20 protein-coding genes and 1 pseudogene are annotated in these 25,588 nt (G+C 63.9%); 12 read left to right on the forward strand and 9 right to left on the reverse strand.

Annotation, left to right across the window (positions count from 1 at the left end):
* The first annotated feature begins 410 nt into the window (after positions 1 to 410).
* Positions 411 to 1,910, forward strand: a complete 1,500-nt coding sequence (locus NMG46_RS02090; RefSeq protein WP_254816068.1) for an ATP-binding protein — start codon at positions 411 to 413, stop codon at positions 1,908 to 1,910.
* A 312-nt stretch (positions 1,911 to 2,222) separates the two neighbouring features.
* Here NMG46_RS02090 and NMG46_RS02095 read toward each other — a convergent pair whose 3' ends face one another.
* From NMG46_RS02095 to NMG46_RS02130, 8 genes and pseudogenes are all read right to left on the reverse strand, one after another.
* Positions 2,223 to 3,290, reverse strand: coding sequence for an ABC transporter ATP-binding protein (locus NMG46_RS02095; protein WP_254816069.1), 1,068 nt, complete (start codon positions 3,288 to 3,290; stop codon positions 2,223 to 2,225).
* Positions 3,290 to 4,078: an ABC transporter permease gene (locus NMG46_RS02100; RefSeq protein ID WP_254816070.1), complete on the reverse strand. Its 789-nt coding sequence runs from the start codon at positions 4,076 to 4,078 to the stop codon at positions 3,290 to 3,292. The genes NMG46_RS02095 and NMG46_RS02100 overlap by 1 nt, the downstream gene beginning before the upstream one ends.
* Positions 4,078 to 4,947 carry an ABC transporter permease gene (locus tag NMG46_RS02105; protein WP_254816071.1) on the reverse strand — a complete coding sequence of 290 codons (870 nt, stop codon included), beginning with the start codon at positions 4,945 to 4,947 and terminating at the stop codon, positions 4,078 to 4,080. The genes NMG46_RS02100 and NMG46_RS02105 overlap by 1 nt, the downstream gene beginning before the upstream one ends.
* 61 nt (positions 4,948 to 5,008) lie before the next feature.
* Positions 5,009 to 6,070: an ABC transporter substrate-binding protein gene (locus tag NMG46_RS02110; protein WP_254816072.1), complete on the reverse strand. Its 1,062-nt coding sequence runs from the start codon at positions 6,068 to 6,070 to the stop codon at positions 5,009 to 5,011.
* 39 nt (positions 6,071 to 6,109) lie between these two features.
* A complete protein-coding gene (locus NMG46_RS02115) occupies positions 6,110 to 7,096 on the reverse strand; it encodes a PfkB family carbohydrate kinase (protein WP_254816073.1) in 987 nt (328 codons plus the stop codon).
* The gene (locus NMG46_RS02120; protein ID WP_254816385.1) at positions 7,093 to 8,148 is read right to left on the reverse strand and encodes an ADP-ribosylglycohydrolase family protein; all 1,056 of its coding nucleotides are present in this window, start codon (positions 8,146 to 8,148) and stop codon (positions 7,093 to 7,095) included. Before NMG46_RS02120 ends, NMG46_RS02115 begins: the two co-directional genes overlap by 4 nt.
* 3 nt (positions 8,149 to 8,151) lie before the next feature.
* Positions 8,152 to 8,877 (reverse strand): GntR family transcriptional regulator, encoded by a 726-nt coding sequence (locus NMG46_RS02125; protein WP_254816074.1) that lies wholly within the window; start codon positions 8,875 to 8,877, stop codon positions 8,152 to 8,154.
* A 139-nt stretch (positions 8,878 to 9,016) separates the two neighbouring features.
* A pseudogene (locus NMG46_RS02130) lies at positions 9,017 to 9,212 on the reverse strand (ABC transporter permease); the annotation flags it as partial.
* A gap of 113 nt (positions 9,213 to 9,325) precedes the next feature.
* Here NMG46_RS02130 and NMG46_RS02135 point away from each other — a divergent pair.
* The 10 genes from NMG46_RS02135 (at position 9,326) to NMG46_RS02180 (ending at position 22,897) form a co-directional block, all read left to right on the forward strand.
* Positions 9,326 to 9,925, forward strand: a complete 600-nt coding sequence (locus NMG46_RS02135; protein WP_254816075.1) for an ANTAR domain-containing response regulator — start codon at positions 9,326 to 9,328, stop codon at positions 9,923 to 9,925.
* A gap of 2 nt (positions 9,926 to 9,927) precedes the next feature.
* On the forward strand, positions 9,928 to 11,166 hold the full coding sequence (locus tag NMG46_RS02140; protein ID WP_254816076.1) for a CmpA/NrtA family ABC transporter substrate-binding protein: 1,239 nt from the start codon (positions 9,928 to 9,930) through the stop codon (positions 11,164 to 11,166).
* A 359-nt stretch (positions 11,167 to 11,525) separates the two neighbouring features.
* Positions 11,526 to 12,842, forward strand: coding sequence for a CmpA/NrtA family ABC transporter substrate-binding protein (locus NMG46_RS02145; protein WP_254816077.1), 1,317 nt, complete (start codon positions 11,526 to 11,528; stop codon positions 12,840 to 12,842).
* Between the two features lie 83 nt (positions 12,843 to 12,925).
* Positions 12,926 to 13,867 carry a nitrate ABC transporter permease gene (ntrB, locus tag NMG46_RS02150; protein ID WP_254816078.1) on the forward strand — a complete coding sequence of 314 codons (942 nt, stop codon included), beginning with the start codon at positions 12,926 to 12,928 and terminating at the stop codon, positions 13,865 to 13,867.
* Entirely contained in the window at positions 13,833 to 14,630 is a 798-nt protein-coding gene (locus tag NMG46_RS02155; protein WP_254816079.1) for an ABC transporter ATP-binding protein, read from the forward strand. Before ntrB ends, NMG46_RS02155 begins: the two co-directional genes overlap by 35 nt.
* Before the next feature lie 638 nt (positions 14,631 to 15,268).
* Entirely contained in the window at positions 15,269 to 16,570 is a 1,302-nt protein-coding gene (locus tag NMG46_RS02160; RefSeq protein WP_254816080.1) for a nitrate/nitrite transporter, read from the forward strand.
* A 19-nt stretch (positions 16,571 to 16,589) separates the two neighbouring features.
* Positions 16,590 to 19,040 (forward strand): nitrite reductase large subunit NirB, encoded by a 2,451-nt coding sequence (gene nirB, locus NMG46_RS02165; protein WP_254816081.1) that lies wholly within the window; start codon positions 16,590 to 16,592, stop codon positions 19,038 to 19,040.
* Positions 19,041 to 19,106: 66 nt separating this feature from the next.
* Complete coding sequence (nirD, locus tag NMG46_RS02170; RefSeq protein ID WP_254816082.1) at positions 19,107 to 19,436, forward strand: nitrite reductase small subunit NirD; 330 nt, start codon at positions 19,107 to 19,109, stop codon at positions 19,434 to 19,436.
* A gap of 3 nt (positions 19,437 to 19,439) precedes the next feature.
* A complete protein-coding gene (locus NMG46_RS02175; protein WP_254816083.1) occupies positions 19,440 to 22,301 on the forward strand; it encodes a nitrate reductase in 2,862 nt (953 codons plus the stop codon).
* Positions 22,302 to 22,411: 110 nt separating this feature from the next.
* Complete coding sequence (locus NMG46_RS02180) at positions 22,412 to 22,897, forward strand: hypothetical protein (RefSeq protein ID WP_254816084.1); 486 nt, start codon at positions 22,412 to 22,414, stop codon at positions 22,895 to 22,897.
* A 27-nt stretch (positions 22,898 to 22,924) separates the two neighbouring features.
* On the opposite strand, the gene NMG46_RS02185 is transcribed toward NMG46_RS02180, so the two are convergent.
* On the reverse strand, positions 22,925 to 23,956 hold the full coding sequence (locus NMG46_RS02185; RefSeq protein WP_254816085.1) for a hydroxyacid dehydrogenase: 1,032 nt from the start codon (positions 23,954 to 23,956) through the stop codon (positions 22,925 to 22,927).
* A 177-nt stretch (positions 23,957 to 24,133) separates the two neighbouring features.
* Here NMG46_RS02185 and NMG46_RS02190 point away from each other — a divergent pair, with 177 nt between their 5' ends.
* On the forward strand, positions 24,134 to 25,570 hold the full coding sequence (locus NMG46_RS02190; protein ID WP_254816386.1) for an aldehyde dehydrogenase family protein: 1,437 nt from the start codon (positions 24,134 to 24,136) through the stop codon (positions 25,568 to 25,570).
* Positions 25,571 to 25,588 lie beyond the last annotated feature (18 nt).

Here is a 25,588-nt window from a genome sequence, read left to right on the forward strand (position 1 = left end):
TTGTTGTTCGTCGTTTCGCGAATGGCACCACGACAGCGGTAAAAGGCGAGCCGCAAGCCGGTGTGTTGCCGGACGCCAGCACCAGCGGCTCGTCGGGCAGGCCATGGACGATCAGCTCCGGGGTCGAGAGCGGGGATGCAGCATGCCGAGGTAGATCTCGCTGGCGGCGAGTGCTCTTTCCAGCAATGGCGAATTCATCCCGATGAGATCCAACTCGACCTCCGGATAACGGCTGCGAAACATCCGCACCGCCTCCTTATCGAATCGAAACGGCCCGTTTCATTCCAATCCTCTGCGATCCCCTGATCGTGAGCAGCATCCAGCCTGTGCGCAACACGGAGCGTCGGCCATGGCGCGCTCGACGGGCTGTGATGCGGTTGATAAGCCCTCTCCTTAAGGAGAGTCGAGACATGACCGTTGCGATCGAGATGGGCCACACGAGCGCAGGCGGCCCGGCGGCACTGGATCTTGAGGAGCTGCTGGCGACGCGCCTTTTGGTGCAGGGCAATTCGGGCTCCGGCAAGTCCCACCTGCTGCGCCGGCTCTTGGAGCAGAGTGCGCCCTGGGTGCAGCAGACGATCATCGACCCCGAAGGCGACTTCGTGACACTGGGCGACCGTTTTGGCCACCTGGTGATCGACGCAGAGGAGCATACCGAGCGCGGCCTGCAGAGCGCCGGTGAGCGGGCGCGCATCCACCGCGTGTCCACGGTGCTTAATCTCGAGGGGCTCGACGCCGAGAACCAGATGCGGCGCGCCGCCGCCTTCCTCGGCGGGCTTTTCGAGGTCGCCCGCGACCACTGGTATCCGATGCTGGTGGTGGTGGACGAGGCGCAGCTGTTCGCGCCGGCGGTTGCCGGCGAGGTTTCGGACGAGGCGCGTAAGCTCTCGCTCGGCGCCATGACCAATCTGATGTGCCGTGGCCGCAAGCGTGGGCTGGCCGGCATTATCGCCACCCAGCGGCTGGCCAAGCTCGCCAAGAACGTCGCCGCCGAGGCTTCCAATTTCCTCATGGGCCGGACCTTTCTCGATATCGACATGGCGCGCGCGGCCGACCTGCTCGGCATGGAGCGGCGCCAGGCGGAAGCCTTTCGCGACCTCGAGCGCGGGCAGTTCATGGCGCTCGGCCCGGCGCTGTCGCGCCGCCCGCTCGGCTTGCGCATCGGCCCGACCGATACAAGCCCGCGCAACGCGACCCCGCGCCTGATGCCGCTGCCGGAATCGGGACTGGAGGACGCGCGCGCGATCATCCTGGCGGCCCCGCCGGCCGAAACCGTCCGGCCGCAGCGCCGGTCGTCGCCGGACCTGCTCGATCAGCTCATGGCGGCAAAGTCGGCGGCGCTCGAAATCCGCCCCGAACCGGTGGAGCCGCCGATCAGCGCCGAGGATTTGGCGGAGCGGCGTGAGCGCGTCGACCGGGTGCTGCGCGCCGTGCTGGCGCAACCCGACGCGGGCTTCCGTGTCATCGGCGTGCTCTATCAGGAATTCGTGGTCCGCTGCCGCATAGAGGGCCTCGCCTCGGTCGTGCCGGATCTGCCCGCGTTCCGCCGCATGCTGACGCGCGCCCGCGCCGGCTTGGGCTCCGACATGGCCGACGATGACGCCTGGCAAGATGTCTCGGCGCGCGCCTCGCTGCTGCCCGAGGATATGCAGGGCGTGTTCATGATGATCGCCCGCGCGGCCAAGGAGGGGTGGCCCTGCCCGAGCGACGCGGCCATCGCCCGCGCCTACGGCTCGCACTCGCTGCGCCGCGCCCGGCGCCTGCTGACCTATATCGAGGAGCAGGGGCTGATCGTGTGCCAGCTCGACGGGGTCGGAAGGCGGACGGTGACGCTGGTCGAACTGGCTTGGGCGACGGCGCCGGGCGATCCGAATGCCGAGGAGGTGGAGCAGGGGAGGGTGGTGGGATGATGGGGAGGGCGATTTGGGCGAAAGCTGGCGTCGCTCAACAGCAGCAAAGCCAAAAGCGGTCATCGCCGAAGCATTACTCAGACGTCGCGTTTGGGCCGAAAGTGGACCGGCGGCTTCTTGGTGCGAGATGTGAGTGAGCCGGCGGTCTGCACGGCAAAGGGTTTGTCCTGATCTGGACCCAACGCAGTCAATTAGTGCTGCCAACATCTGGCGGTGGATGTTTTCTTTGCTCACGATGAGCGACGAATGTTCGGTAGGGCAGAGGAGGTGGGGAGGTAACGCAACGTCCCGTTAGCACGGCCGCCCGCTAGACTAACTCGCTGCCATCAGGACGGTACTCTCCGGCGACCACCGCAGCACCACTTCCTGGCCCTCCGCCAGCTTGTCAACACCGGTGTTCTGCACGATGACTTTCAGCATCTGCCCGCCACGTTCGACGAAGTAGGTGCTGCTATTGCCGGCAAAGATGCGTTTCGACACTTCCCCCCGCAGCACGTTCGCATTGGCCGTATCCGGAGCCGCAGCATCGGTGAAGATGCGGATCCGTTCGGGTCGTACGGCGCAAATGGCCTTTGCACCAGGGGCAAGGTTGGCGCCAGATCCAGCGAAAATCGCCGTGCCGTCCGGCAGCCGGATGCCGTTGCCTGTGCTCTCGCCACGAAAAATGTTGGCATCGCCGAGGAAGGTGGCGGCGAACTCGCTCTTCGGCCGATTGTAGATCTCCTCGGGCGGGCCTTCCTGCACCAGCTTGCCGTCTCGCAGAATGCCGACGCGGTCGCTCATCGTCAGCGCTTCTTCCTGGTCGTGGGTGACGAAGATTGTGGTAATGCCGATCTCGCGTTGGATGCGCTTGAGCTCGATCTGCATTCCGACGCGCAGCGCTTTGTCGAGAGCGCCGAGCGGCTCGTCGAGCAGAAGTACACGCGGCTTGGTGATGATGGCGCGAGCGAGCGCCACCCGTTGGCGCTGGCCGCCGGAGAGCTGGTGTGGCCGGCGACCACCGAGCTTGCCGAGTTGCACGAGGTCGAGCGCCCCCTGCACCTCGGCAGCAATCACTGCCTTGGGCTCGCCGCGCACAGACAAGCCGAAGGCGACATTGTCGGCGACGCTCATATTGGGAAACAGCGCGTAGTTCTGGAACACCATGCCGATGCGCCGTTTTTCGACCGGCACCCGCTCGACGCTCTCGCCTCCGATCGCAATGCGGCCAGAGTCGGGAAAGTCGAAGCCGGCGATCTGGCGCAGCAGCGTGGTCTTGCCGCTGCCGGAGGGACCGAGCAGGGCGTAGAAGCCGCCGTCGGCAAAATCGATGGAGACATCGTCCAGCGCCTTGTGCGCGCCAAAACTGCGCGACACATTCGATACCTGCACGCCCGCCATTATTTCTCTCCGCCGAATTTGAAGAAACGCGCCGTGAGCAGCATCAATGCCATCGACACGACAATGATGATCGTCGAGACCGCATTGATCTCAGGTGTGAATCCCTTACGGATCGCGGCGTAGATTTCGACCGGCAGCGTCGTTTGGCCGGGCGTCGACAGAAAGTAGGATACGACGAACTGGTCGAAGGACACGGCGAAAGCGAACAGCCCTCCGGCAATGACACCCGGCATGATCCAGGGCAGCGTGACGCGGTTCGTCACCTGCCATTGATTGGCGCCGAGCGAGCGCGCCGCCTCTTCCAACTCGGGCGCGAAGGTCTGCAGCCGGGCCGATGCGACGACGATGACATAGGGCAGTGCAAGCGCGACGTGGCCGAGCAGGATGGCGAACAGACCGCGCCCGATGCCGACGCCGAAGAAGAAGATCAGCATCGCCGTGCCGGTAATTAGCCACGGAATGGCGATTGGCGGAAACAGCAGCGCCTGCAGGAATTTTTTGCCGCGAAACTCATAGCGGTAGAGCGCCAGTGACGCCGCGGAGCCAAGCACCACGCAAATGATGGTGGTGATGACCGCGATCTCGAGGCTGTTCCAGGTGGCTGAGATGAGCTGGTCGTTCTGCCACAGCGAGGCATACCATTCCGTCGTCCATTCGAACGGCAGCTGATAGAAGGGCGAAACGTTGAAAGACATCAGCGCCATGATGATGATGGGCACATAGAGGAAGGCGAGCAATAGCCAGATGTAGAGGCGGCCGAGCCATTCGAGGACCCGTGTCGTCGCCATCACATAGCCCTCCTCAGCACCGGCGAGGCAACCGCCAGGATGACCAGCACGACGGCCAGCAGGATAAAGGAGAGCGCAGCACCCAGCGGCCAATTGAACACGGCGACGAACTGGTCCTCGATGACAGTGCCGTAAAAGGTGCCGGTACGGCCGCCAAGTATGCGCGGCTCCATGAACGAGCCAACGACCGGGACGAAGATGAGGGCCGCGCCAGCCACCAGCCCCGGCATCGACAGCGGAATGATGACCCGCTTCAGCATCTGCAGCCGCGATGCGCCGAGCGAGCGCCCGGCCTCGATCAGCGAGTCGTCGATGGCCTGTAGGGTCAGGTAGCAGGTCAGCACCATGTAAGGAACGTAGGAGTGCACTAGCCCGATGATGACAGCCGGATAGGAATACATCAGGTCGATATTGATCTTGAACGGCAGCACGGCGTTGAGCGCGGTATCGAGAATGCCCCCTTCGCGCAGCACCATCGCCCAGGAGAAGATGCGCACAAGCCCGTTTGACCAGAACGGCAGGATGACGAGCAAGAAAATCGCTTCGCGGCTACGGCCTTTCAGCACCTTGGCTAGCACATAAGCGGCGGGATAACCGACGATGATGCACCACAGCGTCACTTCGAGGCCGAGGCGCAGCGAGGCGAGCAGAAGCGTCAGATAGAGGCTCTGCGAGAAGAAGGCGGTATAGTTTTCGAGCGTGAACGCCCACGGCTTGCCCGACAACGGCAGCTCGGTCATGAGAGAGAAGAAGACCATGGCTGAGAGCGGCAAGAAGATCGCAACCGTCAGCCAGAGATAGGCAGGCGCCAGTAGCGGCAAGGCCGATCTCAGCCCGCTGCGCGACGCGGCTGCAACCTGTGCTGCCATGAAATCCCTCCCAGGGAAGGATCAGCCGACATATATGATCGGCTGATCCCGCTTTCTGCTGTTACTTCACGTTGACCTTGAGCTGCTGCCAGAGCGACAGATAGGCTTCGCGCTGGGCGTCTGTGATCGGCGCCTGGAACTGAATGCGCTTGGCAACTGCCGGGTCACCCATCACCTTGCGGTTGAACGCATCCTCGGGAAGTGCTTCCACGGCCTTGGTATTGGCAGATACCGGGGCTCCGACCTTGGTGACCCATTCGACATAGAACTTCGGGTCGACCATGTAGTTGATAAAGGCCTCGGCGCCGGCGACATTCTTGGAACCGACGGGAATGGAGAAGGCGTCGAGCCAGGCGACAGCGCCCTCCCGCGGGATCACGAGCGAGACTGGCAGCTTGAAATGGGTCTTGGCGCGGTCGGCCGAGCCGCTCCAATAGGTGCCGATGTCGATCTGGTTAGAGGCAACCATCTGGTTCCAGTCGTTCTCCGAGCTCCAGAACGTCTTGATCTGCGGCATGAGCGAGGTGAGTTTCGCCTTGACCGCCTCCATGTCCTTGACATCGTTGATGTTCTGGCCGGTGGCAATGGCGCCGAACTGCACCGCCTCGACGGCATCGTCACGGATGGTGACGCGGCCCTTGTGGGCGGGATCCCACATTTCAGCGATGCTCGTTGGCGGCTTGTCGAAGGACTTGTCGTTGATGGCGAGCGCCGTCAGTCCCCAGACCCACGGTACCCCATAGACCTTGTCGTTATGGACAAGCATCGGCGAACTCGCCTTGTCCTTGCTGATGTCGGCATAGTTCGGCAGCTTGGATGTGTCGATCGGCTGGATCAGCTTTTCCGCCATTGCCTGGTCGTTGAAGGCGGCGTTGATCATAACGACGTCGTAGAGGCCGGGATTGGTCCTGAGCTTGGTCAGCATTTCCTGTTCGGAATTGAAGAAGTCGTTGACGACCTTGTTGCCGGTCGCCTTCTCGAAGGCCTCGGTGGCCCACGGCTCGTCGGCGCCGTAGCCCTTCCAGTTGAGTACGTGCACCTCGTCGGCGTTTGCGGCAAATGCAAGTGCGGAGGTGAGGACGGCGGTCGCCGTCAGCAGGGCAGTCAAGTCGGGCATGCGCATGTTCGTTCCTCTCTGTGTTTGCCCGCGTCCCGGGCTTTGTCAGGCTGTCGGGCGTTTGGTCTCTTGCTTCTGGCCATGGAGGCCGATCTGGGGACCGCCGGCATGGCTTAGGAATGTCTGGATCTCATAGTCAGTCGGCGCTGATGAACCACCGTGGCGGGTGACGGAAATGGCCGCCGCCGCATTGGCGTAGCGCGCTGCCGGAAAAGGCTGTACGCCGCGCGCCAGCGCGCTGACGAAAGCGCCGATATGGGTGTCGCCTGCGCCATTGGTGTCGAGGGCGTCGACCTCGAAGCCGGGGATGGTCTGGACGGAACCGTCTGCCAGCCGCACATGACAGCCCTTGGCGGCGCTCCGGATGACGACGCCGTCGGCCTTCGGGCAATGGCCGGCAAGAAGCCGCGCTGCGAGTGCCTCTACATCGCCTTGACCGGCGATCTCGGCCGCTTCCGTCGTGTTGCAGCTCAACCAGGTAGTACGGGCGAGTATCCGCGACAGGATAGGGTGGGGAATGTCGGTGATGACAGGTGTCGGGTCGAGGACAAGCGGTGTGTCGGCCGGAAGCGCCTCGATCCAGTCGGTGAGCGCGTCGCGGCTCTTGGGATAGCTCAGCGTATAGCCTGACGTGAACACCCAGTCGTCTGCAGCGACCACCACGGGCGCCAGCATGTCGAGGCTGAGTACGCTTTCAGCACCCGGCCAAGACACGAAGGTGCGTTCGGCATCGCTCGAGATCAAGGCGACGCAATGGCCGCTGTCCATCATGGGCGATGGCGGGGTCATAGTACTGATACCCTCGGCGTTGAAGGCGCTGCGCAGGAAGTCGCCATTGGGTCCGCTGCCGAGTTGGCCGCCGAACACCGCCTTCATGCCGGTGCGGCTGGCCGCGACCATCATGTTGAAGCCGCCGCCGGCGACTCGTGCATAGCTCGACGCAGTCTTCTCCGTGCCCGGGGCCGGCAAGGCATCGATGCGGTAAACATAGTCGACCACCGCGCTGCCGACATGGACGAGACGCCCTCTCATGCCGCCGCATCCTTGCCGCCACTGCCCTTGTCCACACGGCCCTTGGACATCCGCGCCACAACAAGGTCGGCGGCGAGGGCGCTAACCCCCGTCATGTCGATGCCCTTGAGGTTTGCAATGCGGTTCTGAGGCAATCGGGAAAAGCCGGTGCAGGCGCCGGCCATGCCGGCCGCGATGGCGCCGATCGTATCGGTGTCGCCACCGAGATTGGCACTGATGACTGCCGCCTGCCAAGGGTCACCACCGGCGACTTCCAGCACTGCGAATGCAGCCGGAACCGACTCCTGGCTGGCGACGCCGGTGCCGACCAGATCGATGATCAGCCGGATCGCGTCCTTCGTCGCCTTGCCGCGCACAAGCTCCTGCGCCCAAGCAATGCGCGCAGCAATGTCACCGCCGGTCGCCCAATGGCCGAGCGTCGCCCCTCGTCTCGCTGCCGTGATGGCGTTGTCGGAAGCGGCACGCCAGTCACCGCCAGCGACGCCGCGGCTGATGGCGGCAGCGACCGCTGCGGCCGAAGCGATTGCGATCGACGTGTTGTGCGTCGCCATGCAGGTTTCGGCCACTTTGGCGACCAGCGCGTCAAGCGACTCCAGCGGCATCATGATACCTACTGGCGCGATGCGCATGGCCGCACCATTTGTGTCGCCACTGCGCCCGGCTTCCTCGGCTGGTATACCATTGTTGATGGCGTCGATGGCGCGTTTGGTTGATGGTCCCAGCAGATCGTAGCTGCCGCGCGCCTTGACATCGCGTTCCCAGTCGAGCAGCGCGTTGACCCACCGCGCATGGTCGAACCGGTTACCGGATTCGACCAAGATACGGCCAAGCAGAAGCGCCTGTTCGGTGTCGTCGGTGATCGTTCCGGCCGGGAGCCCCTTCGACACCGGATGGTCGGCGAAAGGAGTAATGAAGCCCTCGACATGGCCGTAGAGTTCGGCAATCCGCTCCGGCGACAAAAGCTGCGTCGGCATGCCCAGCGCATCTCCCAGTGCCCCGCCGACAAGCGCTCCCAGGGCCCGATCGGTCATGCTCCCGGCGTCGTCCGGCATCACTCAGAACCTCATATGCAGCGCAAAATGCGCCGGGTTGAGCAGGCTGGTCACATATTCGATCGGCCGGTCATCGGCGGCGCGGGTCAGCCGACGACCGCGCAGGAATGGCGTGCCTTGCGGGCAGCCGAGGATTGCAGCGTCCTCAGGGTTGAGCATTTCGATCCCGACCCATTCCTCGCCATGGTCGGGAATGAGGCCGGCGCCGCGAAGCGTCTGGTGCAGGGAGCCTTCGCGCAGGCCGCGCAACGGCACGTCCTCCAGTTCGGGCGACAATGGCAGTCGGCTGCGCTCGATGGAAATAGCGTGGCCGTCGCTGGCATTGGTGCGCACCCGGTCGACAGCGATGAAAAACGGGTTTTCTATACCAAGTAGCGCGGCAAGATCAGGGTCCTCGATCACCTCGAGCCGCAGCGTGCGGGTCTCGGCGTTGGCGCCGGCGTTGGCCAGCGCCCGCGACCAACCGATCGAGTCATCAACGGGCTTGCCATCGAAGGTGACGAAAGAGCCGATCCCGACTTTGGTGGTGATCAGCCCGCGGCTAGACAGTTCCTCGAGACCCTTGCGAACGGTGTTACGGCTGACGGAGAAACGCTGGACGAGCTCGTTCTCGCTTTGCAACCGGTCGCCGAAGCCCAGAACACCGGAGCGGATTTCATGTTCGAGAACGGTGGCAATCCGTTCGGGCTTGCCGGTGCCAGGAGTTAGTTGAACCGAACGCCGCTTCATTTGGATACCTGTTCAGTGAACCTGTATGATCTTGTTCATTATCCTCACGCGGTGGTCTTGTCAAAGACGACTGATATTTGGCCTGCAGCCGTAAAGGACGCTTTCAAATCCCATGACTATCCGACCGTACAGCGTTTCGGGTGAGGATCAGCGCGCCGATGATGGTGGAGCCGCCGCGGCCGCAGCACCAGCGGTTCGGCAAGCGACAGTGACGGCGCTTTGATTAGGCCGATGTAGAGCAGTGCGAGCCCGCTCGAGATGATGTAGGGCACGGTGATCGCCTGCCAGGCGCAGACGCCGGACAGGCGTGTTGCCCGTTCGTTGTCGCCGACCGCCGCCCGCGTCGCGCCGGCCGTCGCGTCCAGTGCCTCAGGCGGCGCGTCGGCTTTGTTTCCGTGAATCTCGCTATACCGCATTGCACAATCGCCTCGCCTGCGCAAAATGCGGCATGATCCGCAAATCCCTCACTGTCCTGGTGATCGATGAAAACCACATCCGCGCTTCCATAATCGAAGCGGGATTGCGGGAGGCCGGGCATCAGCAGGTCACGGTCATCCACGACGTCGCCGGCATAGCGCGGCGGATCGCCGAGATCGAACCCGACGTCATCGTCATCGATCTCGAAAATCCCAACCGCGACATGCTGGAAAACATGTTCCAGCTTTCGCGCGTGGTGAAGCGGCCGATCGCCATGTTCGTCGACCGTTCGGACCAGGCGTCGATCGAGGCAGCGGTGGAAGCCGGGGTGTCGGCCTATGTCGTCGACGGCCTGCGCCAGGAGCGGGTCAAGCCGATCCTCGACATGGCGATCAGCCGCTTCAACGCCTTCTCGCGCATGGCGCGCGAGCTGGAAGAAGCCCGCAGCGAATTGGAGAGCCGCAAGGTGATCGATCGCGCCAAGGGCATCCTGATGAAGTCGCGCGGCCTGTCGGAGGACGCGGCCTACACGCTGCTGCGCAGGACAGCCATGAACCAGAACCGCAAGATCGCCGAAATCGCGCAGAGCCTGGTGACGGCGGCAGGGCTTCTGGATCCCGAGGAGAGTTGACGATGGCGGCCGAGTACCGGATCAATGTTGGCTTCATGCCGCTCTTCGACAGCGCTATCCTTGTCGCGGCGAAGGAAATCGGCTTCGCCCTACGTGAAGGCATCGACCTGACGCTCAACCGGGAAACGTCCTGGGCCAACATCCGCGACCGCATCGCCATCGGCCATTTCGACCTGGCGCATATGCTGGGGCCGATGCCGATCGCCTGCAATCTGGGGCTGACGCCGCTCGCCTCCGACACCGTCGTGCCGTTCTCGCTCGGCCTCGGCGGCAATTGCGTGACGGTTTCGAACGCGGTCTGGGCCGGTATGGCCGCGCACGGCGCCCAACCCGATCTCGATCCGGCGCGGGCCGGCAAGGCGTTGGGCGCGCTGATCCGCGAACGGGCGAATGGCGGCGGCGATCCGCTGCGCTTCGCCGTCGTCCATCCGCATTCCGGGCACAATTACGAACTGCGCTACTGGCTCGCCGCCTGCGGCATCGACCCGTCGCGTGAAATCGAAATCGTCATCGTGCCGCCGCCATTCATGGCCGACGCGCTCGCCGCCGGCAGGATCGACGGCTACTGCGTCGGCGAACCCTGGAACAGCGCCGCGGTCGTCGCCGGCACCGGCCATATCGCCACGGTCAAGGCGGCCATCTGGAAGACCAGCCCGGAGAAAGTCGTCGGCGTGCGCAAGGCATGGGCCGAAAGAGAGCCGGACGCGCTTTCGGCTCTGCTGCGTGCGCTGCATCACGCGGCGCGCTGGTGCCAGGATCCGGCAAATCGTGGCGAACTCGCGGCCCTGATGGCGCAGCCAGCCTTCCTCGGCCTGGCGCCGGCGCTGCAGATGCCGATCCTCAGCGGGCATCTGGCGCTCGGCGGCGGCGCCGAACTGAGCGTCGGCGACTTCTTTCTGCCCTTCGACAAGGCGGCGAACTTCCCGTGGAAGAGCCATGCGCTGTGGTTCTACACGCAGATGGTGCGCTGGGGGCATGTCGCGCACACGCCGGAAAACCTCGCTATTGCCCGCGACTGCTACCGCCCCGATCTCTACCGCTCGGCGTTGAAGCCGCTTGGCGTGGCGCTTCCCGGTGCCAATGCCAAGGTCGAGGGCGCGCTGAAGGCCGCGACTCCGGTCGGTTCGGCGGGGGCAAGCCTGGTGCTCGGTCCCGATGGTTTCTTCGACGGTCAGATCTTCGATCCCGACGAGATCGACGCCTACATTGCCGGCCAGAAATTGGCGCGCGCCGAAGTCTGATCATTTCGGCGCCATTCTTGTGCACTGCACAAAAAATGTGCGTGCAACTGCGCTAATGAACAATCTTTGGCTTGCTCGCCCGGCGGGCCGGGGCGCCGACGATTTTGGCATGCCGTTGATCTCATTGATGTTTATCATCCATTCCGAAACTGGCACGGTTCCTGCGTTGCAATAGGCAGACTCTTCTCGGGGTCACGGAATAGGCGTCCAATGGCGGGCGCTACAGGCAACGCTGCCGCTCAGGTCAACACGCGATCCCGGATGGACGGACGCGCGCGGCCTGGCCGGCGGCTTTTTTGTTTTGGTCGAACACGCAATCGACGGCGCCGATCCCAAGCCGCGCCCAACCGGAGATGACGATGACGAGAAGCACCAATAGCCATTCCGCCCAAACGGCGATGAGCCGCCGCGATTTCCTGAGGATCAGCGCGGCCACCGCGGCAACGCTGGCCGCGGCGCGTGCGCTGCTGCCCTCCGGCGCCTATGCGGCTACCGCCGTACCGGAAGTCACGGGCGCCAAGCTCGGCTTCATCGCATTGACCGATGCGGCGCCGTTGATGATCGCCAAGGAGAAAGGCCTGTTCGAGAAATTCGGCATGCCCGATGTCGAGGTGCTCAAGCAAGCCTCCTGGGGGGCGACGCGCGATAATCTGGTGCTCGGCGGCGAAGCCAACGGCATTGACGGCGCCCATATCCTGACGCCGATGCCTTATCTGATGCACACCGGCAAGGTGACGCAAAACAAGCAGCCGCTGCCGATGGCGATCGTGGCGCGCCTCAACTACGACTGCCAGGGCATTTCCGTTGCCCAGGAATATGCCGCCACCGGCGTCGCCCTCGACGCCTCCAGGCTGAAGGATGCCTTCGCCGCCAAGCAGGCCGCTGGCAAGGAGGTCAAGGCCGCCATGACCTTCCCGGGCGGCACGCACGACCTCTGGCTGCGCTACTGGCTGGCCGCCGGCGGCATCGATCCCGACAAGGACGTCTCGACCATCGTCGTGCCCCCACCGCAGATGGTTGCCAACATGAAGGTCGGCAACATGGACGTGTTCTGTGTCGGCGAGCCGTGGAACGAGCAGCTCGTCCACCAGGGCGTCGGCTTCACCGCCGCTACCACTGGCGAGCTATGGAAGGGCCATCCGGAAAAGACGCTCGGCCTGCGCGCCGCCTTCATCGACAAGTATCCGAACGCCACCAAGGCGATCCTGATGGCCGTCATGGAAGCCCAGCAATGGTGCGAAGCCAAGGAAAACAAGGACGAGATGGCCGCCATCATCGGCAAGCGGCAATGGATGAACGTGCCGACCGCCGACATCATCGGCCGCCTCAAGGGCGACATCAATTACGGCAATGGCCGCGTCGCCAACGGCACAGATCTCTACATGAAGTTCTGGCAGGGCGGCGTGTCCTATCCCTTCAAGAGCCACGACAGCTGGTTCCTCGCCGAAAACATCCGCTGGGGCAAGTTCGCGCCGACCACCGACATCAAGGCGCTGGTCGCCCAGGTCAATCGCGAGGATCTGTGGCGCGAAGCGGCCAAGGATCTTGGTGTCGCCGCGGCCGATATCCCGGCGTCTTCATCGCGCGGCGCCGAGACCTTCTTCGACGGCAAGGTGTTCGATCCGGAGAACCCGTCCGCCTATCTCGACAGCCTGAAGATCAAGGCATCGGCCTGAACGGTGCAAACGGCGCTCGCGCCGTTTGTCGCCGCAAGCGCAACGGCGCCCTTGTCGTCAAATGCCAAAGGAACGTTCGAGAAATGTCTATCCAAGCCATCAAGGACCGCAAGGTGAAGCCGTTCCCCGCGCCTTCCAAGCCCGCCGAAATCATCGCCTTCACCGCCAGGGCGCGGCGTCGCTTCGACCCGGCCGCAATCTCAGGCAAGCTGGCCAGCACGCTGGTGCCGCCGGTCATCGTCGTCGCCATCATGCTCATCGTCTGGCAGATCGCCTGTTCGTCGCCGACGGCCAGCCTGCCGCCGCCAAGCCAGGTTTGGAACGAGGCCTATGACCTGATCGCCCATCCGTTCTTCAACAATGGCCCGCAGGACATTGGGCTCGCCTGGCGGGTGCTGATCTCGCTGCAGCGCGTCGCCATCGGCTTTGGCCTTGCGGCGGTCGTCGGCGTCGCGCTCGGCGCTCTGGTCGGCCAGTCGATCTGGGCGATGCGCGGCCTTGATCCGGTGTTCCAGATCCTGCGCACGGTACCGCCGCTCGCCTGGCTGCCGCTGTCGTTGGCGGCGTTCCGCGATTCCAGCCCGTCGGCAATCTTCGTCATCTTCATCACCTCGATCTGGCCGGTGATCATCAACACCGCCGTCGGCGTCCGCAACATTCCAGAGGACTATCGCAACGTCTCCCGCATCCTCAGGCTCAACCAGCTCGAATTCTTCGTGAAGATCATGGTGCCGGCCGCGGCACCTTACATCTTCACCGGCTTGCGCATCGGGATCGGTCTGTCCTGGCTCGCCATCGTCGCCGCCGAAATGCTGACCGGCGGCGTCGGTATCGGCTTCTTCATCTGGGATGCCTGGAATTCGTCGCGGCTGCCCGACATCATCGTCGCACTCGCCTATATCGGCGTCACCGGCTTTTGCCTCGACCGCCTGGTCGCGGCGGTCGGCGTCTTCGTCACCCGCGGCACAACGGCAAAGTGGGAGATGGACGATGACGGCCTATCTGAAACTCGACCATATCGATAAATCCTTCATGCGCGGCGGCCAGGTCAGCGACGTCCTGAAGGACATAAGACTGACCATCGACAAGGGCGAATTCGTCTCGATCATCGGCCATTCCGGCTGCGGTAAGTCGACCTTGCTCAATCTAATCGCCGGGCTGGCCAAGGTCTCCGCCGGCGCGGTTCTGTTGGAGGACAAGGAGGTCGACAGCCCCGGTCCCGAACGCGCCGTGGTGTTCCAGAACCACAGCCTGCTGCCATGGCTGACCGTCTACGAAAACATCAACCTCGCGGTATCCAAGGTCTTCGGCGGCAAAAAGAGCCGGGCCGAACGGCATGACTGGATCATGCGCAATCTCGATCTCGTGCAGATGGCGCATGCGAAAGACAAGCGCCCAGCGGAGATTTCGGGCGGCATGAAGCAGCGCGTCGGCATTGCGCGCGCGCTCGCGATGGAGCCGAAGATTCTTTTGCTCGACGAGCCGTTCGGGGCGCTCGACGCGCTGACCCGTGCGCATCTGCAGGACGCGGTGATGGATATCCATTCCAGACTCGGCTCGACGACGATCATGATCACTCACGATGTCGACGAGGCGGTGCTGTTGTCCGACCGCATCGTCATGATGACCAACGGGCCGGCAGCCACCATCGGCGAGGTTCTTCCCGTGCCGCTGGCCCGGCCGCGTCGGCGCATCGAGCTTTCCTCCGACCGCACCTTCCTGCGCTGCCGCGAGGCGGTGCTGAAATTCCTCTACGAACGCCACCGCTTCGTCGAAGCCGCGGAGTGAGGCCATAACGGGAAAACGCGTCATCATCATTGGCAATCTGCATCGGCAATGGGCAATCTACCGCATTGCACAAATATTATGCTGCTGTGCAAGGCATTTTGACTAATCTTTGATCCGCTGCCGAGCTTGGTCAAAAGTCGCGCGGCTGCGGTTCATATTGATTTCATTCGATAATTAAGAGTGCTGTCGAATTGGCACGCTTCCTGCTTTCCAAAATGTAAGGCCCGCAAGGGCCAAGTGACACGGCGTCCAATGGCGGGCGCCACAGGCAAAGCTGCCGCTCAGGTCCACACGCGCTCCCGGAATCCCGGACGCGAAGACCTGGCCGGCGGCTTTTTTGTTTTGACGCAATCGACGGCGCTGGTCCCAAGCGGCGCCAACCGGAGACGACGATGACGAAACGGATCGGACCTGGCGCGTGCCTCGCGGAATTCACGCGCCGCCATTTTTCTGGCCAGCAGCGCGCTGTTCACCGCCGCGCTCGTCCTCTTTCCCGCTGGCGCCAAGACTGACGGCAAAGGTTTCGAAGTGACCGTGCACAGCTCGGTTTTCAACCAGTTCGCCGATGCCACGCCGCTGACAGTCGCGAACGAACAGCCAAGGGCGGTGCCCCCCACGCCGCAAACCGGAGCCAGAAAATGACCGCAAATCTCCCAGCCGCGCCCAGCCAGGACACTGCTCCCCGGCAGGCGCTTGTGATGTCCACCATCGCCTTCACCGTCTGCTTCGCGGTGTGGACGATTTTTTCGATCATCGGCGTGCGCATAAAGCAGGAGCTGGGGCTGAACGAGACGGAGTTCGGGCTGCTCGTCGGCACGCCGATCCTCACCGGCTCGCTCGTGCGCATGGTGCTCGGTGTCTGGACCGACCGTTTTGGCGGACGGCTGGTATACACCGCGACCATGCTTGCGGCGGCGGTCGCGACCTTCCTGCTCGCGTTTGCGCACACGTACGGGCAGATGCTGGCCGCCGCGCTAGGCGTTGGGCTCGCCGGCGGTTCCTTCGCCGTCGGTGTCGCCTATGTCTCGCGTTTCTTCCCGGCCGGCAAGCAGGGTACGGCGCTTGGCATTTTCGGTGTCGGCAATGTCGGTGCCGCGGTCACCAAGTTCCTGGCACCGTTCGTGCTTCTCTCCTGGGGCTGGCAGACGGTCGCGCTGATCTGGGCGGCAGCACTTGTCGTCATGGCTGCAGTCTTCTGGTTCACGACCGGCGACGATCCGGTCATTCGCGAGCGCCGCGCCGGCAAGGCTGCACCCGCGAGAAGCTTCTTGCAGGAATTCGCGCCGCTCAAGAACCTGCAGGTCTGGCGTTTCGCCTTGTATTATTTCTTCGCTTTCGGTGCATTCGTGGCGCTGTCGTTGTGGCTGCCCCGCTACCTGATCGGCGTCTACGGCTTCGGGCTTGCGACCGCCGGCATGATCGGCGCGGCCTATTCAATTCCGGCAAGTATTTTCCGCGCCTATGGCGGCGTGCTTTCCGACCGGATCGGCGCCCGCACCGTGCTCTACTGCACCTTCGCTGTGAGTGCCGTCGCGACTCTCGTTCTGTCTCTCCCCTCGGCAGACTACGTCGTGCGCGGTATCAGCGGGCCGATCGCCTTCCATTTCGAGATCGGCCCGCTCGCCTTCATAGCCGTGGCCTGTGTGCTCGGCTTCTTCATGAGCCTCGGCAAGGCCGCCGTCTACAAGCACATCCCGGCTTACTATCCGCAGAGTGTCGGCGCGGTCGGCGGCGTTGTCGGCATGATTGGCGGGCTCGGCGGCTTTATCCTGCCAATCGCCTTCGGCGTGCTCAACGACCTCACCGGCGTCTGGTCGAGCTGCTTCATGCTGCTCTTCGTCATCGTCGCCACCTGCTTTGCCTGGATGCATTTTTCCATCCGGCGGATGGAGCGCACGGCGTCTGCCGAAGCTTCGGGCCTTTCCTACGCGGCTGAGTGAGAGCGGAGTGGATCAGGACATGACCGAAAAACTCGTCATCATCGGCAACGGCATGGCCCCCGGGCGCATGCTGGAGCATCTCCTGGAAAAGGCGCCTGGGCGCTACCAGGTCACCATCTTCAACGCCGAGCCGCGCGTGAACTACGACCGCATCATGCTGTCGCCGGTTCTGTCGGGCGAAAAGGCCTATGAGGAGATCATCATCCATGGCGACGGCTGGTACATCAAGCACGGCATCACCCTCTACAAGGGCCACAAGATCGTCGCCATCGACCGGCAGGCAAAGACCGTCACCTCCGATCATGGCGTGACCGAGCCTTATGACAAACTCGTCATCGCCACCGGCTCGGTGCCGTTTATCATTCCGGTGCCCGGCCATGACCTGCCGGGCGTGCTCACCTATCGCGATCTGGACGACGTCCGGGCCATGATGCTTGCCGCCCAGTCGCGGGCCAAGGCTGTCGTCATTGGGGGCGGCCTGCTTGGGCTCGAGGCGGCAGCGGGCTTGAACTCACAAGGCATGGACGTCACCGTGCTGCACGTCATGCCGACGCTGATGGAGCGTCAGCTCGATCCGGCCGCAGGCTATCTCCTGCAGCGTGCCGTCGAGCAGCGCGGCATCAAGGTCATCACCAAGGCCAACACGCAGGCGATCACCGGCAACGGCAAGGTCGAGCGGGTGGAGCTTGCCGACGGCACCGTCATTCCCGCAACGCTCGTCGTCATGGCGGTGGGTATCAGGCCGAACGCGGTGCTGGCGAAGGAAGCCGGCATTGCGGTCAATCGCGGCATCGTCGTCGACGCCGGCATGCGCAGCAACGACCCGGACATCTACGCAATCGGCGAATGCGCCGAGGTCAACGGCCAGGTCTACGGGCTAGTCGCGCCGCTCTATGAGATGGCGCGCGTCGCCGCCAGCCAGCTGGCTGGTAACGAGGCGGCAGCTTTCGTCCATATGGACACGCCGACCAAGCTCAAGGTCACCGGCATCGACCTGTTCTCGCTCGGCGACTTCGCCGAGGGCGAGGACCGCCAGGAGATCGTGCTGCGCGATGCCGCCGCCGGCGTCTACAAACGCCTTGTGCTGAAGGACGACCGCATCATCGGCACCGTGCTCTACGGCGAGACGACGGACGGCGCCTGGTTCAACGATCTCAAGAAGAAGCAGACCGACATATCCGAGATGCGCGACACGCTCATCTTCGGCCAGTCCTACCAGGGAGGCGCCCCCCTGGACCCTATGGCGGCCGTTGCAGCCTTGCCGGATGATGCGGAAATCTGCGGCTGCAACGGCGTATGCAAGGGAAAGATCACCGGCGCGATCACGGCCAAGGGCTTGACCTCGCTCGACGATGTGCGCGCCCACACCAAGGCGTCGGCGTCCTGCGGTTCCTGCACCGGGCTGGTCGAAAAGCTCATGGTGCTGACCATCGGCGACAAATACAACCCCGCGGCGGTCCAGCCGATGTGCAGCTGTACCTCGCTTGGCCATGATGAGGTCCGCCGGCTGATCAAGGCCAAGGGCCTGAAGACCATTCCCGCCGTCATGCAGGAGCTGGAGTGGAAGACCTCTTGCGGCTGCGCCAAATGCCGGCCGGCGCTCAACTATTATCTCGTCTGCGACTGGCCCGACGAATACGCCGACGATTACCAGTCGCGCTTCATCAACGAGCGCGTCCACGCCAACATCCAGAAGGACGGCACCTATTCGGTAGTGCCGCGCATGTGGGGCGGCGTCACCAACGCCGCCGAATTGCGCGCCATCGCCGATGTCGTCGACAAGTTCGACATTCCGATGGTCAAGGTCACCGGCGGCCAGCGCATTGACATGCTCGGCATCCGCAAGGAAGACCTGCCGGCAGTGTGGGCCGATCTCGGTCAGGCCGGGTTCGTCTCCGGCCACGCCTATGCCAAGGGACTGCGCACGGTGAAGACCTGCGTCGGCTCGGACTGGTGCCGCTTCGGCACGCAGGATTCGACCGGCTTGGGCATCCGTATCGAAAAATTCATGTGGGGCTCTTGGACGCCGGCCAAGGTCAAGATGGCGGTGTCGGGCTGTCCCCGAAACTGTGCCGAGGCGACCTGCAAGGATGTCGGCGTGATCTGCGTCGACAGCGGCTATGAGATCCATTTCGCCGGCGCCGCCGGCCTCGACATCAAGGGCACCGAAGTGCTTGGCCTGGTCAAGACCGAGGACGAGGCGCTGGAGCATATCGTGGCACTGACGCAGATGTATCGCGAGCAGGGCCGCTATCTCGAGCGCATCTACAAATGGGCCAAGCGCATTGGCATCGCCGAGATCAAGCGTCAGATCATGGACGATGGCGAGAAGCGCAAGGCCTATTTCGACCGCTTCGTCTTTTCGCAGAAATTCGCCCAGGTCGACCCGTGGTCGGAACGTGCTTCCGGCAAGGACAAGCATGAATTCCGGCCGATGGCTTCGGTCGGTTTTGCGCAGGCGGCGGAGTAGGCGCGTGTCCCCGAAAAGTGGAATGCGGTTTTCGGACAAGAATACGCGCAAAAGAGGAATGGCCACATGAATTGGGTATCGATCGGCTCCCTGTCTGACATTCCGCGTCGCGGTGCGCGCTGCGTCGCAACGCCCGAAGGCAAGATCGCCGTCTTTCGTACGGCTGACGATCAGGTCTTTGCCATCGATGACCATTGCCCGCACAAAGGTGGGCCGCTCAGCCAGGGCATCGTCCATGGCACGGCGGTGACCTGTCCCTTGCACAATTGGGTGATCTCGCTGGAGACAGGCAAGGCGCTCGGCGCCGACGAGGGCGCGGTGCGCACCATCGCGGTGCGGATCGACGGCGAGCGGCTGTTCATTGCGCTGGAAGCGCTGGCCAGCCGCGCGGCGTGAACCATGCAGATCGATGAAGCGCGCGAGGTGAGGACCACCTGCCCCTATTGTGGGGTGGGTTGCGGCGTGCTGGCGAAGGTCGCCGCGGACGGTGAAATAACCGTTCGTGGCGACCCGGACCACCCGGCGAATTTCGGCCGGCTCTGCTCCAAAGGCTCGGCGCTGGCCGAGACCACCGATCTCGAAGGCAGGCTGCTTCATCCGGAGATTCACGGTCGCCGCACCGGCTGGGACGAAGCGCTCGACCTTGTCGCTTCGACCTTCTCGCAAACCATTGCCGAACACGGCCCCAACGCGGTCGCCCTCTACGTCTCCGGCCAGTTGCTGACCGAGGACTATTACGTCGCCAACAAGCTAATGAAAGGTTTCATCGGCTCGGCCAATATCGACACCAATTCGCGCCTGTGCATGGCATCGTCCGTCGCCGGCCACCGCCGCGCCTTTGGTTCGGACACCGTTCCGGGAAATTACGATGATCTGGAACTTGCCGACCTGATCGTGCTGGTCGGCTCCAATCTCGCCTGGTGCCATCCGGTGCTCTACCAGCGCATCGCCGCGGCCCGGGAAAAGCGGCCCGAGATGACGGTGGTGCTGATCGACCCACGCCGCACCATGACGTCAGACATCGCCGACATGCATCTGGCGATCGCGCCCGATGGCGACGTCGCTTTGTTCACCGGCCTGCTCGCCTATCTCGGCCAGCACAACGCGTTGGACCGCACCTATATCACGGCGCACACGACTGGCTTCGGGCAAGCGCTCTTCGCCGCCTCGGCGCTCGACCTGGCCGGCATCGCCGCAGCCACCGGCCTTGGCGAGGATGAACTGGCCCGCTTCTACAGTCTGTTTGCCGCGACGGCGAAGACGGTGACCGTCTACAGCCAGGGCGTGAACCAGTCGTCTTCGGGCACCGACAAGGTCAACGCCATCATCAACTGCCATCTAGCCACCGGCCGCATCGGCAAGCCCGGCGCCGGGCCGTTCTCGGTGACCGGCCAGCCCAACGCCATGGGCGGCCGTGAGGTCGGCGGCATGGCCAACATGCTGGCCGCCCACATGGAGATCGAAAATCCCGAGCACCGGAACCGCGTGCAGCGCTTCTGGAACGCGCCAGCCGTCGCCGAAAAACCCGGCCTGAAAGCGGTCGAGATGTTCGAGGCGGTGGCCGACGGACGCATCAAGGCGCTGTGGATCATGGCGACCAACCCCGTCGATTCGATGCCGGATGCCGATGCCGTCGAAGCGGCGATCAAGGCCTGCCCGTTTGTCGTGGTGTCGGACGTGCTGGGCGAGACCGACACGGTCCGCCACGCCCATGTCCGGCTGCCGGCGGCGGCATGGGGCGAGAAGGACGGCACCGTCACCAATTCGGAACGCCGCATCTCGCGCCAGCGCGCCTTTTTGGCCACGCCCGGCGAGGCAAGACCCGACTGGTGGATCATCGCCGAAGTGGCCAAGCGGATGGCTTTTGGCGAGGCGTTTTCGCATGTGTCGCCGGCCGACATCTTCGCCGAGCATGCCGCGTTGTCGGGCTTCGAGAATGACGGCGACCGCGATTTCGACATCGGCGCGTATGGCGATATCGGTGCCGAGATCTACGAGGAGTTGGCGCCATTCCAATGGCCAGCGCCGAGCCAAGCCACCCCCCTCTGGCCTGCCGGCCATCTCCCCCGCAAGGGGGGAGATCGGCTATCATCACGGCCTTCGCTAATCTCCAATGCCGCAAGGGGAGAGCCGGCGCCAAAGCTGCCAATCTCCCCCCTTGCGGGGGAGATGGCCGGCAGGCCAGAGGGGGGTGCTCAGGCTGAAAGTGAAAAAGACTTGGGGGTTCAGGCAAGACGAGCCTCACTTACCACCCGCTTCTTCGCCAACGGCAATTTCTACACGCCCGACCGCAAGGCGCGCTTCATTACCATCCGCCCAGCCGCACAAACCCGCACCAGCCCGGACTACCCGCTGGTGCTCAACACCGGGCGCGTGCGCGACCATTGGCACACCATGACGCGGACCGGCAGGAGCCCGCGCTTGTCGCAGCACATGGCCGAACCGTTCGTCGAAATCCACCCGTCCGATGCGCAGCACTTCGGCATCGGCGATGCCGAGATCGTACGCGTCTCGACTGCCCATGGCGAGGTGCTGGTCCGCGCCCTGGTGACGGTGCGTCAACGCCAAGGCTCTGTATTCGTACCGATGCACTGGACCGATCAGTTCTCCGCCCGCGCGCGCGTCGATGCATTGGTCGCGCCGACGACCGATGCGATTTCAGGCCAACCGGCCTCGAAGAATGTTGCTGCCCGCATCGAGCGGTTCGCCGCCACAGCCTTCGGCTTCGCCGTGCTCGCCGAACGGCCCGCATCGATCGACGCCGACTACTGGAGCCTCGCCCGCAGCCCCGCCGGCTGGCGGCTTGAAATTGCGCTGCAGGACAGCCGCGACTGGACCGGGTTGGCCGCCGCGCTGTTAGGCATGGAAGGCGAGACGCTCGCCTATCACGACATCGCCGGCGGGCACCATCGCTTCGCCCGTTTCGCAGGCAATCGGCTGGTCGGCGCGCTCTATCTTGCGCCTACGCCGGTAGCGGTGTCGCGCGGCTGGGCGGTCGAACAACTTGGTGCTGAACATGCCGATCGGCAGGCGCGACTGGCGATTGTCGCCGGGCGGCCGGGCGGCAACAGCGTCGACCGCGGTGCCATCGTCTGCGCCTGTTTCGGGGTCGGTGCCAACCAGATCGCGGAAGCGGTACGCGGCGGCTGTACCAGCGTCGCGGCAATCGGAGCCGTCCTTCACGCCGGCACCAATTGCGGCTCTTGCCGCGCCGAGATCAAGACCATTATCGACGGGCGGCGTCTGCAAGCTGCGGAGTGATGCGCCGAGGAACTCTGCCGCGCCGCTGCATGCCGCATGATGCTTACTAGCAATTTACAAACCATGGGCTACCAACGTTCTGACTTCGATTCGCTCGGAAAGGGAGCCTCATGAGCAAAGCTCTGACCTCATTCGCGCTTGCCGCCGTGCTGACGGCCTTGCTGATGGCGCTCAGCCTGACGGTGGCCAGGCATGGCTATCCCTATGGCGCGATCGGCGCCAAGCGCCTGAGCGACGTTGCCGATGCGGGGACGTTCATTCCGCTCGCGGCGGTCTATTTTTTCAGCGCACTCCTGATGATGGTTCTGCCGATCAGGCTCGCCGGCATCGTCCTGACACATGCCGCCGATGCGATCTTCTGGACGGTCATCGTATTGTTTGCGGTCATCGTTGGATGTCTCGCCGCGAGATTTGCTTTCGGTCAGCGCGATGTGCTCCCGGCACTGCTGAACTGGCGGTTCCTGTTTGTCGCAGCCGTCGTCGGATGCCATCTCTTCATCAACGAGCTGCGCCGCAACATCCTGCTGCGAAGCCTGTTCTTTGTCGTCTTCGCCGCGGCGACACTGGCCTGCCTGTTTTGGTCCTTCACCGTCTGAGCATGTGCGACCCGTCGGGCAGACGGCCTAATTCTTGTCGACCGGCTTCGAACGCATGCGCGAAACGGTCTCACGCTCGGCCCGCTTCGAACGCATCGGCGGCAGGCCGCGGTCGACCAGGTCCATGTCTTCCAGCACCATGTCGCCCATCCGCTTGAAAGCGATGTCGAGCGCACCGGCCCGGTGGGCGGAGCGCAGGAACCCCGGCAATGTGCGGACCGGGTGATCCTGGGCAAGCGGCTCCTCAGGAAAAACATCGCTGGCGGCGACGATATGGCCGCTGCGGACGGCGTCCATCAGTGCCGGGAAATCGACCACGCCGGCTCGGCTGAGCAGGGTGAAAGCGGCTCCCTTGCGCATCCTGGCAAACGCCTCGGCGCCGAGGAAGCCCTGGTTTTCACTAGTCACCGAAGCGACCACGAAGACGAAATCGCTGTTCGACAGAACGTCGTCGAGAGAGGCCGGCTCGACGCCGTTTTCGATCAGGATCGACGGCGGCAGCCACGGGTCGAAGACTTTTGTCCGCGTGCGAAAGCCCGACAGCAGCCGGTTGAGCGCACGGCCAAGGTCGCCGAAGCCGATGATGCCGACATCCGCGCCGGAAAGAAGCCGCGCCGTCCGGTTGCCGTCGCCGCCCCAACGCTCCTTGCCCTGTCGAAAGGCGAGGTCGGCGTCGACGATGTCACGGGCGAGGTTGAGCGCCATGGCAAGGCCGAGTTCGGCCACCGGTTCTGCAAAGACCAGCCCGGTGGTGACGACATGGATGCCGCGCGAAAACAGCGTCTCGTAGGGCATGTTGTTGATGAGGTTGCTCTCGACATTGAAGATGCAGCGCAGCGCCTTCATTTTTTCCAGCGTCTCCGGCGCGATAGGTGGCTGGCCGACGATGTAGCGCGCCTCGCCAAGGATATCGGCCGGCAGCGCCGCCACCGCTTCGGGCGATGTTTCGACGATGTGGTATTTCGATCGAAAGTTCGCCAGCGCAGCCGGCGTGAAGATCAGGTCGAGCGTGCGCGGTTCGGGTGCGCTGATCACCAGGGGCAAGGCTCTGTCGGACATGATACTTCACCTCCCGTGCGATCCGCGTCGCACCACACTAGAATCGTCTTTTCCCGCCCCCGACACCTATCACATGCCTGTCGAGAAGGAGAAGTTTGCCTTCTTCGGCCTTGCGGTGCGGCGGTCGGTGGTCCAGATAGACGGCGATCGAAGGACGACAAGGAAGACAGCGACATGATCCCGTTTCGAAAGAACCTCATCGATGGCGAGTGGGTAGGCGATGCCGGCTCCCGCAACATCAACCCGTCCAATCTCGACGACGTGGTCGGCGAATATGCATCGGGGGGCGCGGAGCACGCTCGGCAGGCCATCGCGGCGGCCAAAGCGGCATTTCCGGCATGGTCTCGATCGGGCCTGCTGGCCCGCCATGCGGTGCTGAGGAAGACGTCGGACGAGATCACCGCGCGGAAAGATGAAATCGGCCGGGCCTTGGCGCGCGAGGAAGGCAAGACGCTGGTCGAGGGCATCGGCGAGACCGTGCGGGCCGCCCAGATATTCGATTTTTTCGCCGGCGAGACGCTGCGTCTTTCGGGCGAGCTGGTGCCGAGCGTGCGGCCCGGCGTCGGCGTCGAGATCACCCGCGAAGCGGTCGGCGTCGTCGGCATCATCACGCCGTGGAATTTCCCGATCGCCATTCCGGCTTGGAAAATCGCTCCGGCGCTGGCCTACGGCAACACCATCGTCTTCAAGCCGGCGGAACTCGTTCCGGAGAGCGCCTGGACCATTGTCGACATCCTGCACCGCGCCGGGCTGCCCAAGGGTGTGCTCAATCTGGTCATGGGCAAAGGTTCGGTGGTCGGCCAGGCCATGCTCGACAGTCCTGACCTCAACGCGATCACCTTCACCGGATCGGTCGGCACCGGCAAGCGCGTCGCCGCCGCCAGCGTCGAGCACATGCGCAAGTTCCAGCTCGAAATGGGCGGCAAGAACCCGCTTGTAGTGCTCGACGATGCCGACCTTGCCGTCGCCGTCGACTGCGCTATCAACGGTGCCTACTTCTCGACCGGCCAGCGCTGCACGGCGTCGTCCCGGCTGGTGGTGACGGACGGCATCCACGACCGCTTCGTCGAGGCGCTCAAGGACCGCATGGCCAAGCTGGTCGTCGGCGACGCTCTCGATGCCAAGACCCAGATCGGGCCGGTTGTCGACCAGAGCCAGCTCAAACAGGACGAAGACTATATCGCCATCGGCCGTCAGGAAGGTGCGGACCTTGCCTTCGGTGGCGAGCGGCTCGATCGTGAAACCCGCGGCTTCTATTTGCAGCCGGCGCTGTTCACCGAAACCACCAACGCCATGCGCATCTCGCGCGAGGAGATTTTCGGACCGGTCGCCAACGTCATCCGCGTCAAGGATTATGACGAGGCGCTGGCGGTGGCCAACGACACGCCGTTCGGCCTGACCTCCGGTATCTGCACCTCGAGCCTCAAGCATGCCACGCACTTCAAGCGCAATTCGGAAGCCGGCATGGTCATGGTCAACCTGCCGACGGCCGGCGTCGACTTCCACGTGCCTTTCGGCGGACGCAAGGGATCGAGCTACGGCCCGCGCGAGCAGGGCCGCTATGCCGCAGAGTTCTACACCACGGTGAAGACCGCTTACACGTTTGCCGGCTAAGAAAAGACGGCAGACCAG

It is taken from the genome of Mesorhizobium sp. LMG 17147 (genome assembly GCF_024297145.1).
Taxonomy (GTDB): Bacteria; Pseudomonadota; Alphaproteobacteria; order Rhizobiales; family Rhizobiaceae; genus Mesorhizobium.